Source organism: Clostridium frigoris, assembly GCF_018861865.1.
In the GTDB taxonomy this organism is placed as follows: domain Bacteria; phylum Bacillota; class Clostridia; order Clostridiales; family Clostridiaceae; genus Clostridium_AD; species Clostridium_AD frigoris.
In genome coordinates, this window is sequence record NZ_JAHLDV010000014.1 from 25,378 (window position 1) to 41,026 (window position 15,649).

At 30.1% G+C, this 15,649-nt stretch carries 16 protein-coding genes; 6 read left to right on the plus strand and 10 right to left on the minus strand.

All coding sequences use genetic code 11. The features are described from left to right. Positions 1-116 precede the first annotated feature (116 nt). Positions 117-1,640, plus strand: a complete 1,524-nt coding sequence (gene spoVB, locus KPL37_RS08550) for a stage V sporulation protein B (protein WP_216147977.1) — start codon at positions 117-119, stop codon at positions 1,638-1,640. A gap of 23 nt (positions 1,641-1,663) precedes the next feature. Here spoVB and KPL37_RS08555 read toward each other — a convergent pair whose 3' ends face one another. The 5 genes from KPL37_RS08555 to KPL37_RS08575 all read right to left on the minus strand — a co-directional run bounded on the left by KPL37_RS08555 (position 1,664) and on the right by KPL37_RS08575 (position 8,158). Continuing rightward, positions 1,664-3,292, minus strand: coding sequence for a putative polysaccharide biosynthesis protein (locus KPL37_RS08555; RefSeq protein ID WP_216147980.1), 1,629 nt, complete (start codon positions 3,290-3,292; stop codon positions 1,664-1,666). Positions 3,293-3,304: 12 nt separating this feature from the next. Next, entirely contained in the window at positions 3,305-4,258 is a 954-nt protein-coding gene (locus KPL37_RS08560; protein ID WP_216147983.1) for an RluA family pseudouridine synthase, read from the minus strand. A gap of 230 nt (positions 4,259-4,488) precedes the next feature. Beyond that, a complete protein-coding gene (locus KPL37_RS08565) occupies positions 4,489-5,646 on the minus strand; it encodes a M20 metallopeptidase family protein (protein WP_246578192.1) in 1,158 nt (385 codons plus the stop codon). Positions 5,647-5,698: 52 nt separating this feature from the next. Then, positions 5,699-7,723 carry a cell division protein FtsA gene (locus KPL37_RS08570; RefSeq protein WP_216147986.1) on the minus strand — a complete coding sequence of 675 codons (2,025 nt, stop codon included), beginning with the start codon at positions 7,721-7,723 and terminating at the stop codon, positions 5,699-5,701. Between the two features lie 135 nt (positions 7,724-7,858). Beyond that, positions 7,859-8,158 (minus strand): hypothetical protein, encoded by a 300-nt coding sequence (locus KPL37_RS08575; protein ID WP_216147989.1) that lies wholly within the window; start codon positions 8,156-8,158, stop codon positions 7,859-7,861. Positions 8,159-8,444: 286 nt separating this feature from the next. Here KPL37_RS08575 and KPL37_RS08580 point away from each other — a divergent pair, with 286 nt between their 5' ends. After that, entirely contained in the window at positions 8,445-8,597 is a 153-nt protein-coding gene (locus tag KPL37_RS08580) for a hypothetical protein (protein WP_216147992.1), read from the plus strand. 253 nt (positions 8,598-8,850) lie between these two features. After that, the gene (locus KPL37_RS08585) at positions 8,851-9,048 is read left to right on the plus strand and encodes a hypothetical protein (RefSeq protein ID WP_216147994.1); all 198 of its coding nucleotides are present in this window, start codon (positions 8,851-8,853) and stop codon (positions 9,046-9,048) included. 75 nt (positions 9,049-9,123) lie between these two features. Here the strand turns inward: KPL37_RS08585 and KPL37_RS08590 are convergent, their stop codons facing one another. Both KPL37_RS08590 and KPL37_RS08595 read right to left on the minus strand, forming a co-directional pair. After that, positions 9,124-9,267, minus strand: coding sequence for a hypothetical protein (locus KPL37_RS08590; RefSeq protein ID WP_216147997.1), 144 nt, complete (start codon positions 9,265-9,267; stop codon positions 9,124-9,126). 45 nt (positions 9,268-9,312) lie between these two features. After that, positions 9,313-11,397 carry an ATP-dependent helicase gene (locus tag KPL37_RS08595; protein ID WP_343216235.1) on the minus strand — a complete coding sequence of 695 codons (2,085 nt, stop codon included), beginning with the start codon at positions 11,395-11,397 and terminating at the stop codon, positions 9,313-9,315. A 139-nt stretch (positions 11,398-11,536) separates the two neighbouring features. Here KPL37_RS08595 and KPL37_RS08600 point away from each other — a divergent pair, with 139 nt between their 5' ends. Together KPL37_RS08600 and KPL37_RS08605 are read left to right on the plus strand one after the other, a co-directional pair. Further along, positions 11,537-13,015 carry a nicotinate phosphoribosyltransferase gene (locus tag KPL37_RS08600; RefSeq protein ID WP_216148000.1) on the plus strand — a complete coding sequence of 493 codons (1,479 nt, stop codon included), beginning with the start codon at positions 11,537-11,539 and terminating at the stop codon, positions 13,013-13,015. A 44-nt stretch (positions 13,016-13,059) separates the two neighbouring features. Next, a complete protein-coding gene (locus tag KPL37_RS08605) occupies positions 13,060-13,419 on the plus strand; it encodes a hypothetical protein (protein WP_216148003.1) in 360 nt (119 codons plus the stop codon). A gap of 65 nt (positions 13,420-13,484) precedes the next feature. On the opposite strand, the gene ndk is transcribed toward KPL37_RS08605, so the two are convergent. From ndk to KPL37_RS08620, 3 genes are all read right to left on the minus strand, one after another. Continuing rightward, positions 13,485-13,958 (minus strand): nucleoside-diphosphate kinase, encoded by a 474-nt coding sequence (ndk, locus tag KPL37_RS08610; RefSeq protein ID WP_216148006.1) that lies wholly within the window; start codon positions 13,956-13,958, stop codon positions 13,485-13,487. Positions 13,959-14,042: 84 nt separating this feature from the next. After that, a complete protein-coding gene (locus KPL37_RS08615) occupies positions 14,043-14,258 on the minus strand; it encodes a hypothetical protein (RefSeq protein ID WP_216148009.1) in 216 nt (71 codons plus the stop codon). 145 nt (positions 14,259-14,403) lie between these two features. Further along, positions 14,404-15,045 (minus strand): lactate utilization protein, encoded by a 642-nt coding sequence (locus tag KPL37_RS08620; protein ID WP_216148011.1) that lies wholly within the window; start codon positions 15,043-15,045, stop codon positions 14,404-14,406. A 206-nt stretch (positions 15,046-15,251) separates the two neighbouring features. On the opposite strand from KPL37_RS08620, the gene KPL37_RS08625 reads away from it, so the two are divergent. Then, complete coding sequence (locus KPL37_RS08625; RefSeq protein ID WP_246578193.1) at positions 15,252-15,611, plus strand: winged helix-turn-helix transcriptional regulator; 360 nt, start codon at positions 15,252-15,254, stop codon at positions 15,609-15,611. Positions 15,612-15,649: the final 38 nt, after the last annotated feature.

Here is a 15,649-nt window from a genome sequence, read left to right on the forward strand (position 1 = left end):
TTATATATTTAATTGTTACCCATAATAAAATGCCTTTAGAATATAATCGTAAAACTTAACATATTAATTATTAATAGCTGTAATATATTCAAGTTTAAAAGCAGGGAGGACCCTTTATGATCAAAGACGATTTCTACAGAGATTCAATAATACTTACAGTTTCAAATTTGGTTGCTGGCATATTACGATTTATGTTTTCAATACTACTTTCAAAAAAATTAGGTGCAGAAGGTATGGGCTTATATAGCCTTGTAATGCCTATATACGATTTATTTACTTGCCTTATTTGCGGTGGTATGGTGACAGCTATTTCAAAAGAATCTTCATCATATTATGGAATAAATGATTATGGTAACCTTAAGAAATCCATACATACTGCCTTAGTTTTTGATTTTGTTTTATCTATATTTATAACAATTTTAGTGTTTTTTTTCTCACCATATATCAGTACATATATAATAAAAGATCAAAGAACACTATACTCCCTTTGGGTCATTTGTCCCGCATTAATTTTTGTTGCCCTCTCCTCTATATACAAGGGCTATTTTTATGGAATTTCCAATGTTAAAGTCCCTGCAATAATAGACATTGTTGAGAAAACTGTAAGAATGGCTATAATACTTGGGCTAATTAACTTCTTTGCACTAACCAATGTAACCACTACAGTAACTGCTACATATATTTCCTTGTCAATCGGAGAACTTATAAGTTTTATTCTTCTATACATTTTTTATGAAAAGAGTAAAAACAAATTTAAGGTAATTGTAAAAAAGACCGAGGGAAGGGCTCAACTTTTATTCAATGTTCTTATTGTTTCATTTCCCTTATGCCTAAACGGGTTTTTAAACACAATAATTTCAGCACTATCAACCTTAATTGTTCCGGGCAGGCTAGTTCAAGCTGGGATAGAATATACTGAAAGCTTAGCCTTAATTGGTAAGTTTTCTGGTATGGCTATGAGTATTGTGTTCTTCCCCTTTATTATTGTAATGTCTATGGCTACCATGTTAACTCCAGACATTTCTAAAAGCATAAGTAAGAACGATTATAATGGTTTAGAACAAAGAGTCCGCGAGGTAATTAAGATTTCTTTTTTACTAGGAATTTCAACTCTGATAGTATGTTTATGTATCGGAGACTCTTTGGGAAAATTATTTTTTGATAGATATGACCTAGGTGTATATATCCGGCTAGCAGCATTAAGTGCACCTTTCATGTATATGTCTGGTTCAACCTTTGGAATCTTAAATGGACTTCGCAAACAAAAAGATCTTTTAATAAATTCTATAGTAACCTCTATTTTACAATTGGTCTTGCTTTATATACTACTTGGCATTCCAAGTATAAATATTTTAGGTTATGGCATAGCTCTCCTTATAAGTTCTATTTTAAGCGCTATAATGAATATTGTATCAATTAAAAAGAGCTGTTATATAGAGTTTTTAGGAAGTGAATTTATAATTGATATTTGTCTTAGCACCTTGTTATATTTTATATTAAAAATTTTAAGTAATACTATACCAGATTCTATTTTTATTACTAAGAACATAATAATTATTATAACTGGTTTCTCTCTATTATTATTTTCTTTAATTCTCACAAAAAAATCAGAAAAATCTAAAGCACATCATCTGAGATGATGTGCTTTAGATTTAGATGCTACCTATTTGAGTTTACCTAAAATAAACTTAGGTATAATTTTTGTAATTCTACTTGGGAATACTTCTAAATCTTCTTTAGTTAATCCGCCTAGAAGAACTAATGCGAAAAAATAAGTTACTATAGCAAACACCATAGAAATTAATAGAGCCATAGCATTAGCAACATACCCTTCCTTAACATAACTAAATATAAAATTAAAATTACTATACATTAGCTTTGCAACTATTGCCATAACTATAGAGGCCATTATAGGTTTAATCGCATGACTTAATAATTTTATTTTAACCATTAGTGTTTTATTAATTGTAATATAGTTCAATATCAAAAGTATTGCGAAACTAACTGCGTTACCCATAATTGCACCTAATATATTAATGCTTGGAATTGCTACAAAAATATAATTAGTAATTATCTTTCCTATCATACCCAAAACTGCATAAATGGTAACTAAGTAAAGTTTCCCAAGTCCTTGAAGAATTGAAGTTTGTATGCTAACCACAGCCATAAGTATTATTACAACTGACCCATATACAAGTAATCGTCCCACACTAGAACCATATTGTATTAAATTTACTACTGGGTAAGCTAAAACTGCTAGTCCAACCGCAGAAGGTACTGCAACCAAAAAACATAACCTAAAAGCGTAATTAATTTTGTTTCTTACAGCCTTTTTGTCCCTAAGTGCCATCAAACTTGAAATAGATGGGAGAATTGTTATTGCAAGTGATGTAATAATGGCTATAGGCACATTTATTAATGTTGTATATTTACTTAACACTCCCCATAAAACATTAACCTGTACACTACCAATTCCAGCAGCTAACATTCTTGATTTAACGACTCCTAAATCAATTAATAGCCCTGACTGTTGTATTCCTAAACATATTGTCATTGGTACAGCAACGCCTAATAACTTTTTAAATATTTTTTTATTAGTTAATCTTTTTATACCTAACTGATTGTATCCTTTGGGAACTCTAAACACTTTGTTTTTTTCATAATAATGGATCATATAAATTACAGCAACCAATGCTCCTACAGTAGTACCAACAGTTCCACCTGCCGCACCTGCGGCTACTCCATACTTTATAAAACACGCTGCAAAAACCAGACTAAATATAGTATTTGCAACCTGTTCAAATACTTGTGATACTGCAGTAGGTGTCATATTCCCTCTTCCTTGGAAATAACCCCTATAAGCTGATAAAACAGAAGTAAGCAAAACAGTCGGAGCGAGTGCCATAATCGCTAATTTTGCAGTACCACTTTGTGTTAAATTAGATATAGGTACTACTAAAATAAGCATTAAAAGTGACATAACTATTCCTAATACTAAAAGGGAAAATCTAGCTATTTTAAAAGTCTTTACAGCATCCCTATAGTTTCCAAGAGCTATAAGTTCTGATACGATTTTTGAAATAGCCACAGGAATACCAGCATTTGTTAATATGTAGACATATGTGAATATGTTGTATGCAGAGTAATATACCCCTAGCCCATCCTCTCCTAAAATTCTTCCAAGAAAAGGTATGTAAAGTAGAGATAAAAACTTAACTATAAAACCTGCCGCAGATAATACTGCAAACCCTTTTGTGGTAGATTGTTTATTTAACTTTGCTTTTTCACCCATTAAATTCACCCTCTAAAATTTAAATATATCTCTCTTAATCTTTTTAAGCGCTGGTGGTAAGCTCTCTGCAATAGTTTTATTCTCCATATAAGATAAATCCTCTGGACAATTCTTAAATATTAACTTATATGCGTACAAATATTGAGAATCCAAACCATATTTATTATTAAAGTAACTATTTATTTTTTTATTTCCATATTTAGGATCACCAAGAATAGGATTACCAAGCATACTCAAATGAGCTCTAAGCTGATGGCTTCTTCCAGTTAAAAGGTTAATATCCAGTAATGAAAATGTACCACAACTTTCTATAGTTTTAACGTCCATTGCTATTCGTTTAGTAGCTGGCTTTGGTTCGTTAAACACTTGAGAAATATTTGCATCTTCGTTCTTATATATATATCCTTCATAAATTCCATCCTTAATTCTTCCTGATACAAGTGCCATATAATATTTTTCTATATTACGATCTCTTATCATTTCATTCAATAGTTTAAGTGCTTTAAAGTTTTTACCAAATATAACCATACCCGAAGTGTTTCTATCCAATCTATTACAAGGTGCTGGTGTAAAGGTTATTTCATTTTCTGGTTTGTAATCCCCTTTGTCAAATAAATAAGAAAGTGCATAATCAGTTAAAGTAGGTTCACCATCTTTTTTATCAGCATGAACTAAAACTCCTGGCCATTTTTCTACCATTAATATATTAGCATCCTCAAAAGTTATCTTTAACTTATTGTCAATTCTTACAAATTCTTCTTTTTTGAATTCACTAGTAATATATTTTGTTTCAACAACATCACCTTCTACTAATGAATGTTTTTCCTTTATTTTGCTACCATTAACTCTAATATCACCTTTTCTAAAAGCTTTGTATATTTTGCTAAGTGGTACATCTCCAAGTACTTTCCTCATAAATTTATCTGTTCTTTGACCTGCTTCATTTGCTCCAATTTCTATCCTCATACATATCCTCCTACTTCTTTTATCTATTGATTAACTTTATACATAATTAATCTACGTTATTAAATCATCTCCTGCGCAGCTGCATATTAACGACTTCAGAAGGAGTTTTATACTACTCTTGAAATTTTATTTTTACTAGTTAATTAACACCCACTTATAGAAATGGGAGACCTTCCTTCTGAAATGTCGTTAACAATTTACATCAAGTATCAATTATATACTAAATAACATTATGATTTCAATAGAAATTCATAAGCTAATTTACATTGCATAGCTACACCTATTGATAAACAGCTCTCATCTATATCAAATAAACTTCCATGTGCCGGATTTACTATGCCTTTTTCTTTATTACCGCTTCCTAAAAAATAAAATAGTGATGGTCTTTCCATAGAAAAATAAGCAAAACTTTCCACTCCCATAGTTGGCTCTCCTAATTTAAAAACATTACTTTCTCCAATTAGTTCTTTTGCCTTATTCTCAAACATATCTGAAAGTTCATCATTATTATGAAGACATGGATAACTTTCCTCAATTTCAATTTCACATTTTCCTCTCATGGCTTTAACTATACCTTCCACTACTTGAACTAACCTTTTTTTTACATATTCCCTATGTTCACTCTTCATTGTCCTAATAATTCCTGATATTGTTACGTCTTCTGGTATAATATTTTGAGCTGTACCACCATGAATTGAACCTATTGTTATAACTGCAGGGTCTGTAGGTGGAATTTCTCGACTTACGATGCTTTGAAGTGCAACTATAACGTTACTCGCTATTATAATAGGATCAATAGTAGCATGTGGACTTGCACCATGCCCGCCTTTACCTATTATTTTTATAGTAAATGGATTTGATGCGGCGTACGCGATGTCTCTTTTTAAACCAACAGTTCCAGCTTCTAACCATTCTTCTACATGAAGCCCAATAACCGCATCAACGTTAGGATTCTCTAGTACTCCCTCCTTAATCATTAAAGGCGATCCACCAGTAGTTTCTTCTGCTGGTTCAAAAAACAGTTTAACATTTCCCTTGAGCTCATCTCTCATGTTATTTAATATCCTAGCTGCACCTAAAAGCATAGTGGTATGCGCATCATGTCCACAAGCATGCATTTTACCATTGATTTTTGATGAATAATCACATATTTTTTTATCTTGAAGAGGAAGTGCATCCATATCTGCTCTTAAAGCAACAGTTTTTTTACCATTGCCTCTAATAATAGCACAGATTCCAGTTTGTGCTACCTCATAAAACTCAATACCTTCCCCCTTCAAAAATTCTTTTACCTTTTGGCTAGTTCTAAATAAATCAAAACCTAATTCTGGATTTTGATGTATATCACGCCTCATCTCTATTAACTCACTCTCAATATTTTTTGCCATATTTAAGAAATTCACCATAACCACTCCTTCACTTATATAAAATTTCACATTTTTATTTTATTTCACCTGTTTCAATAATATTTTCCCAATATATTTCAATTACATCACCATTATTTAATGGCTGGTAATAATCAGCTTTACTACCATTAAGCTTTAATATTAGGTTTCCTTTTGAAATAGTCAAATCAAAATCCACATAATTAAAAATATCTACAAATATATATTTATTTTTGCCTTTAAGTATTATCATATTTTTATTTACTTTAACATTTAAATTTTGTGTTTCCTTGTGTTCATTCTTATTATCTTCTTTTTCTATCTTAATTTCTTTAACAACTTCTGGTACTTTATATATTCTATCCCCTTCTTTTATAACATACTCCTTTATCAATTTTATATTATCTATCATAAAAGTGGAGCTGCGAGTATCATCACCAAAATACTTTGCATATTCGCTAATTGTAGTAGGTATTACTATTGAAACATCATCATCTTCTTTTATTACAGCATTAATTGGAGCTTTTTCACCATTAATAAATGCTATAGGCTCAATGTTACGAATTACATCATCAAAATAAAAACTTACAGTTTGAATGTTTTTTACATAATCCATAATTTTAGGTTCTGCACTTTTTCCATCTACACTGAATATAACATCAATGATATCCCCTTCAACTACCTGCGAATCAATATTACTAAGCAAATTATTAATCTTAATTTCAGCGCTCGTAGCTAAACTTCCAAATGCCACTCTTTTTATCCCATCAACTATAAATCTTATATTACGTCCATTTTTACCAATTAATATCTTAGGATTTATACCCTCTTGCATCATAACATCCATGACAGTATGTTTATGCGCATTAAATAAGCTTATAATCTTGTCATTTATCGTGACATCAACAAAATCATTTCCCAACCTTTTAATTGATACCAATGCTATTCCTAAAACTGTAACTCCAGTGCTTCCCAGATCACTATCACATATACAATCAGCTACTGAATCTCGACCTTTAATTGCTACACGGTTTATTGGTAAATTTAAGATTTTAATAATATTTTCTTTAATAAAAGGTGTATGTGCTCCTCCTCCTACAAGAAATACAGCATTTGGAGCTTTCCCTCCATTTAATTCAATTATTCTATTTCCTATTTCCTCTGAAATTTTCATAACAATAGGACTTATTATTTTTAATACTTCATCTGGATCTAAAATATTTTCAAAACCTAAAACATCTATATATTGAATTTTCTCTTTCCCACTACATTCTTTTTTAATTTTCTCAGCAGTGTTAAAATCAACTAAATATGTTTGTGCTATTATTTCAGTTACCTCGTCCCCTGCCATTGGTACCATGCCATATGCACTTATACTATCTTTGCTACTAATAGCAATATCAGAGGTTCCTGCACCAATATCAACCAAAGCTAAATTTAGAAGTCTGAGATTTTGTGGCACGGCAGCTTCCATTGCAGCTATAGGTTCAAGTGTTAAACTTACAACTTCAAGTGATGCCTTATCCATAACTGCATAGAGGCTATCAACTACTGATCGCGGAAGAAATGTAGCAATTATCTCTACTGCAATTTTTTCTCCCTTGTGCGATTTTAAGTTTGTAATAACATAACCATTTAAATAGTAATTTTTCACACTATATCCTACACAATAAAGCTTACCCTGAGATGACTTTGCTACTTCCATCTCTGCCATCTTAACTGCAGTGAGTTCTAAACTTCTAATAGATTCCCTGTCAATTTCTTTATCAACATCAACATCTATTTCAGACTTAACTTGCGTTGTCCTTAAAAAACGACCTGCAGCTGCAATTGCTACTTTAGTTAATTTAACATGTAAATTATCTTCTAATTCTTTTTTTACCTTTAACACTCCACTCGCTACTAATTGAATATCATGAATTTGACCATCAATCATTGCTCTTTCTTCATGTTCAATATAGCTTTCTGAAAGAACTTGGAATTTTTTTTCAGATATTATTCCAACTGTTCCTATTATAGATCTTGTTCCTATATCTAAAGCAAATATCAATTCCTCTGCATTTACATTTGTGATTTTCATATTCATACCTCTTTCTCACAAAATTATTAGAATGTTACTAATCTTAATTAAGCTCATATTCATAGAATATGAGCATATCCTTAAAATATGAGCTTATTAAAATTATATAACATTATATAACAATATTCAATAAAACTACTGTATTAACTTAATTTCTCCAGAATTTTCTGACACATAAGGTAATTGTTTTATAATATTGTATATATATTTCGGTTTTAATTTATCATCCTCTATAATCTGTTCTAGAGTTAATTTATTGTAATACAGTAACTTACACCAAACATCTGAAAAATCAGCTTTTGTAATAAAAATTATATTGCCTTGTTCTTTAACTGCAAAACCGTTTTCAAATCTTTCAATAATTTCTATATCTGAGTATTCGTTATCTGATAACATTAATAGTACGTCGTCCCACATTTGTTTAAATGAAATCATTAAAATTCCTCCTTGATAAATAATTAGATATTATAATATATCATATAAAAATATTACGTCCAAATATTGATGATTATTACATTATATGTGTAGTGTTTTCGCCTTGCAACAATAAAACTTATAAAATATTAATTTCAGATTAATTATTATAGTACAGTTTATTTATAATTTTATATAATTATTCTTCATATTCCAATTTATTCCACCCCTACAGAGAGCTTGTCCTCTGCATTCGTTTAATATTAGTCTTTATATTTTACATGTTTTGTGTTATAATACAGTTGAGGTGATTATCATCGATACTAAAACAATAGAAAAAATATCAACAACAAAATCAGCTCATAAACTTAAAACTTATGAGAATAAAGATTTAATATCCCCAAACACTTTAATATATGATTCTGCTGAGGATTATCTTAACAACTATAAGGTTAATTAAAATAATTTAAATAACTATTTTCCTTGATTATATATTTATCACATTTAATAATATTAAATTAACTAGAGCTGTATTCTTTTTAGAGAATGCAGCTTTTTTATATAATGAATTGCTTATATATTTTCATTTATTTCCATGTAAACGAGCATCAAAAAATATTTATTTTAAATTTCATTTTTTTTATTGCGCAAATGTTGGACATACTGTATAGTGATAATTAAATATACTATATTGGAATTTTGGAGGCGTAAATATGAGAGTAAATGAAGTAATAATGAACGATAAATCAGCTTTTTTAATATATGTCACTCAGCAAGAACATGATGATCCGTCTTTTCAAACTACGTTGGATGGCTATAAACAAAATTGCAATGACGTATCCGTTTTTATTAATGAAACTCTACCTATAGGTGAAATGTTAAAAAAATTTAATCAACAATATCAGCATTAAATCATCTCAAGCGGAGCTGCGAAGGGACTATCCACCATATTCGGTAAATAGTCCTTTTTTGTTACATATAATCCGCTATTTATGTTTTCCTTTTTTCTTCTTTTTAAGATTTCCTTTTCTAGCAATAGATTCAGTAGGCTTATCCTTTGACGTTGCTTTTACACCTTTAGCCTTTTCTATTGCAATATTAATAGAGTTTTTCCCTTTCGGAAGTGCCACATTAATCCCTCCTTATATTAGAAACTATCAAGTGCGCCCTTTTGTTTAAATGCCTTTACTATCCATTCCATCTACTTTTGAAATCAAAGAGTTATTATAAAGTATACTAGTATCAAATTTGCGTGTAATATCCCCTTCAAATTGAATCTCTAAATTCTTATCATTAATAGAAGTTACAGTTCCACTGCCAAAACTTTTATGCACCACGCTATCCCCTTCTTTAAAAGGTAAATTTGTATTGTTACCACCTATAATATTGCATTCCTTAATAAAGCGTGACGTATCTTTAACCTTCCCTTTAACGCTTTTACTAATGCATAACCAAACATTATCTATGGCTCTTGTTATTCCTACATAAAAGAGTCTTCGCTCTTCCTCTAAGTTATTTTCTATGCTATTTACATGAGGAATATTCTCTTCATTACAATTAATTAAAAATACATTTTTAAACTCCATACCTTTTACTCCATGGATTGTACTAAGTATAACCGCATCCTCTTCTACATTTTTCTTATGCTTACCTATTTCTTCTTTAACCTGTTCTACATGGCCTAGAAAAGCTATTATATTGTTATATCCTTCTGCAGATTGCCTAAATTCGTCTATAACATCTTCCATCTCACCTAAGTCAATTTTAAATTTAGTGCAATATTCCTTTATGTAATCATGATACCCTATGCTTAACACCAAATTATCTATAGCACTTGCCAATGAAATTTTGTTTAAAAAATGTATATCTTTTTTTAACTTATCTATCATCTTCATCTGAAATATAGGTATACTATCAATTTCCTTTAACATTTCAAAACAATCTTCCCGTACAATATTTCTTTTTATATTATCTAAATTTACTCTGCTTACATATCTAAATGGCTTATTAATTATTCTAAGAAAACTTTCTTTATCACTTAGATCAATACTTAATTTTAAATATGCAATTATATCTTTACAAATAAAATGTTGAAAGAAATCATATTCCTTATCCAAAAGCATAAAAGGTATTCTTTTTTTAATAAAAATATCTATCAAACTTCTGCATTCTACGTTTGTTCTATATAATATTGCATTGTCTCTATAATTTTTATCAGGAACTAACATATGTTTTTGAATGATACTACTAATTTCCTCTGCTTGCGCATTTTCATTTACATTATTAAGTACAACAATGCCACCATCTTGCTCCTTAAATGCTATTATGTTTTTTTCATTTCTCATCTGATTATTCTTTATAGTATTCATGGATATTTCTACTATATTCTTCGGACATCTGTAGTTAGTCGATAATTGTAATTTTCCTCCGCCCTCAAAATGCTCTGAGAACTTAACCATACATTCAGGATTTGAACCTCTAAATCCATAAATACATTGATCCTCATCCCCCACTGCGAATATTGAGTTTTCCTCATTCAAAAGTTTTAATATCTCAACTTGCATAGAGTCACAATCTTGAAATTCATCAACTAGGATATGTTTAAATAGCGATCTATACCCCTGAAGTATCTTATAATTTTTTACAAATAAATCCCTACAACCTATTTGCAAATCATCAAAATCAAATAAATTTCTTTCTTTCCTGTATTGTTCATAAATATTATACGCCGCTATAAATATTCCTTTATCAATACTAGGAGAAAACTTTTCTAAGGTATCATCACTTGTTTTAAACACTGAAATATTATTAATAACTTCCTTTACTTTTTCATCCCCTACCTCATCTAAGTAGGACATTAATACATTTTTTATAAGTTTATATACCTCAAATGTATCTATTATTTTTATTTCACCATAATAATTTTTTAGTATTTTATAAAATAAACCGTGAAATGTTCCAAAAAACGGAACACTTCCCCTTCCATTAATAGCAATATACCTATTTTTCATATTAATGGCTGCAGCTCTTGTAAAAGTTATTACAATAATATTCTTTGGACTAAATTTCTGTTCATTTATTAGATGAACAATTCTATTAACAATGACAACTGTTTTACCACTACCGGGACCTGCTGTAACTAACAAATTTCTATTATTAGAAAAAACAGCCTCCCTTTGCTCTTTACTTAATTTAGTACTTATTTTACTGTCTATTATTCTTTCTCCGATTTTATTATTCATATTATATTTTGTCTCCAATTTCATCCACCTACTTTAATTTATCATGTATTGTGTTTAAACTTAAAATACTAGTATAATAAGCCTAACAAAACATTAATATATAATTATGGTATAATTCTATTATATACTTTTATTAAATTTCAAAGGGGAAAAAACTATGATATACTCAAAAGATTTTAATGTGAGAAATGAAAGAAATCTAACAATGCTTGTAGATTTTTATGAATTAACTATGGCAAACGGTTATCTTGATAATAATGTTCAAGACAAAATAGCCTACTTTGATATGTTTTTTAGGCGAATTCCAGATGGCGGCGGTTATTGTGTTATGGCAGGTGTACAGCAATTGCTTGAATACCTTTCTAATTTGTCATTTTCAAGTGATGATATAGCCTACCTAGAGGGTAAACATGCTTTTTCAAATAAATTTATTGATTATTTAAAGAGTTTTAAATTTTCTTGTGATGTATGGGCAATACCTGAAGGTTATCCTGTTTTTCCTGGTGAACCCTTAGTTACAGTTAAAGGACCTATTATACAGGCTCAATTTGTTGAGACAATGATCCTTCTTACAATAAATCATCAAACTTTAATCGCTACTAAAGCTAGTAGAATATGTAGAGCTGCAAAAGGTAGACCTGTAATGGAATTTGGTTCAAGGCGTGCTCAAGGCTATGATGGTGCTATTTATGGAGCTCGTGCTGCTGTTATTGGTGGTTGTGTTGGTACTGCTTGTACTATTGCCGAGGAAATGTTTGATATTCCAGCACTAGGAACTATGGCTCATAGTTGGGTTCAACTTTTTGATACTGAATATGATGCTTTTAAAGCTTGGACGGTAACTTACCCTGATAACTGTGTACTTCTCATAGATACTTATAATGTACTACGCTCTGGTATTTTGAATGCTATAAAGGTATTTAACGATGTGCTTAAACCTATGGGCAAAAGACCTAAGGGAATACGGATTGATAGTGGTGATATCACCTATCTAACTAAAAAAGTTAGAACAATACTAGATGAAGCTGGATATGAAGATGTAAAGATTACTGTTTCTAACTCACTGGATGAGTATATTATAAGTGGAGTACTCGAAAACGGAGCACAAATTGATAACTTTGGTGTTGGTGAAAGGCTTATTACTGCAAGATCTGAACCAGTGTTTGGTGGTGTTTATAAACTTGTTGCAGTTGAGACTGATGGAGAAATAATACCAAAGATTAAGATTAGTGAAAATGCAGAAAAAATTATTAATCCTGCTTTTAAAAAACTATATAGAATTTTTGATAAAACAACACATAAAGCTATTGCAGATTTCATTACCTTGCATGACGAAAAATTTGATGAAAGCAGACCCCTTGAAATATTTAATCCAACTTATACTTGGAAAAAGAAAAATCTTAAACATTACTATATTAAAGAGCTTATGGTTAAACTATTTGAAAATGGTAAACAAATTTATGATTCTCCCTCTGTTATGGAGATAAAAGCATTTTCCAAGCAGGAAGTCTCTAAATTATGGACAGAAGTTTTAAGATTTGATAATCCTCATGCATATTATGTGGATCTTTCTTGGAATTTATGGAACCTAAAACAAGGTCTATTAAATCATTATTCTGAAATTCTTGAGGAATAACATGAATATGCCGGTTATTTTATAGATGAATGTTAGGAGGACGTATGGAACAACCATTAAAAATCAAACTTTCAAAAGTTGCTCTAGATGAGCTAATGGAAATGATTAAACTTGACGGAACATGTGATAGCGTAAGATTCGTATTCGACAGTGCTTGTTGCAAGACTTCAAAAGTTGACATTTACCTAGATAATTTTAAAACAGGAGATATTAAAAACAATATTGATAATTTGCAAATATTATACGATAATACTCTCCTAGATAACCTTTGTGAACTCACAATAGCTTATAGTGATTCTAGATTTTGGGTTAAAACAAAATTGACAGTCGACAGTAAACCTAGTTGCCCAAAACATGGCACTGACTCTTGTGGTGGTTGCTCTGGACATTGTGGTTCACATTAATTATGAAAGAAATCGAAAAGCTAACCAAAATTAAACTGGTTAGCTTTTTAATATAGGTTTTTCTATTATACATTTACTAACGGGCCCTCATGTTTTGCAAATAAATCCTTAGATTTTCTAAAAATATCCCTGCACGTAAGTTCTGGAAACCAAATTTCAATTTCACGTTCTGCACTGTCTATACTATCAGAACCATGCACTAAATTGTTAGTTTTATCTATTGCAAATTTACCTCTTATGCTTCCAAGTTCTGCTTTAACAGGATCCTTATCTCCATTGATTTTTCTTGCTATTTCAATAGCTTTTTCACCCATTAAGACCATAGCACATATTTTGCCTTCAGTAATATAATTTATTAGCTCTTCAAAATATTCGCGTCCCTCATGTTCACTGTAATGTTCCCTTGCAATATCCTTTGTAGCCGTTATCATTTTAAGTGCTACAATTTCTAACGATTTTTCCTCATACTGGTTAATAATTCTTCCAATTAGTGCACGTTTAACTCCATCAGGTTTAATCAAAACTAAGATTCTTTCCATTTAAACTCACTTCCCTGTTTAATATTTAGGAAAACAAAATTAACTCCCATTAGTAATATTATGCACAATTACATAATTTTAATTCTATAAATATCGATCTTTATATAATGATTTCAATTGTGAATTATTCTCTTCACTAAATATATCATAATCAGCAATATTTTTTATGACAAAAGGCTTAAAATCTTTTAATTCAATAAATGGACATTTACCTCCATTGTCTGACCATTTATGTAAATCACACTCTTTAAAACATTCTACATCTTCCTCCATAGTTGTTAAAAAAGGACACTGTAACATCTCATCACTCCATTCCCATAATTTGTTACCAAAGTAACATTATAACTTTAGTAACATTATAAGACTCTTTACCAATAAATTGAAGTGTTTTTTAAAATATTATAGATAAATAATAAAATCTACCTATAATTTAAATAAAAAATTTCTAATATCCAAAGTCCTCACCAATCACAACCACTGTTATATCTGTTCTCACAGGTTTTCTTTTAATTACAGAGTATACTCTACAGATTCTACTAGCTGATTTACAATCCATGCAAACTCCCGTTTTAGTACAAGGATTTGGCGTCTTTAATCTCATATTATTCATCGGCGACGCAACTTGCTCTAGTCTTTCAAAAGCAGAGCCTTCATTTTTACAAATTTTATTAACGCCTACTACAACAATAACTTTTTTAGGCCCAAATGTCATTGCTGCAATTCTATTTCCTACACCATCGATATTAACAAGTTCACCATCCATTGTCACAGCATTAGAGCTACATATAAAAACATCACTAAGGAGCTCACCTCTCATAGTTTCCATTTTATCATCAGGTGATAAAGTTGGATCACCATGATCTAAAACAAATCCCCCAATAGATGCTACCTTCTCTTGTATGCCCATTTTTACCACAGTCATAGATCCCCCAAAACCAACCTTATCTCCTTTATGTATATTATCCATTATAAATTTTGATGCCTCTTCGCCTGTTTTAAAATAAATTGATGAAAAATCATTTTTTTTAAGATTTTCTACTACTTTTAACCCTATAGTCTCATTGTGTAAGTTATAAATTTCTTTCATTTTTTTCCTCCTTTTTCAATATGCCTTATAGGCATATTGTATATAAAATATATAAATGATATAATTGTACATACTAGATGTTTTTTAAACAAGTACTAACTTATAAGTCACTTAGTTTTTCTAAGTGGCTTAGTTTTTCTAAGTAACTTAGTATCTTAAGTTACTGTATATTACTACATTTACAATATAACATACAGGAGGTATTTATGAGCGATAAAATAATGAAAATAAATAATAAAGAATATAGTTGCGCTATAGAATTAACATTAGATATTATAGGCGGTAAATGGAAACCAATAATTCTTTGGAGATTAGCTAATAATGAAGTATTAAGGTTTAGTGAATTAAAAAGATCCATGGGTATTATCACGCAAAAAATGTTAACACAACAACTTAGAGAATTGGAAGCTTATGAAATGGTTCATAGAAAAGTATATGCCGAGGTTCCACCAAAAGTAGAATACTCATTAACAAAACAAGGCAAAAGTGTAATGCCGATACTCGACATTATGTGTAAATGGGGAACAGATTATTATGAAGAATCTATAGAGGGCAAAAAAGAATAGTGTTATCTTTTAACTTTTAGGGCATATTACTTCCTAAA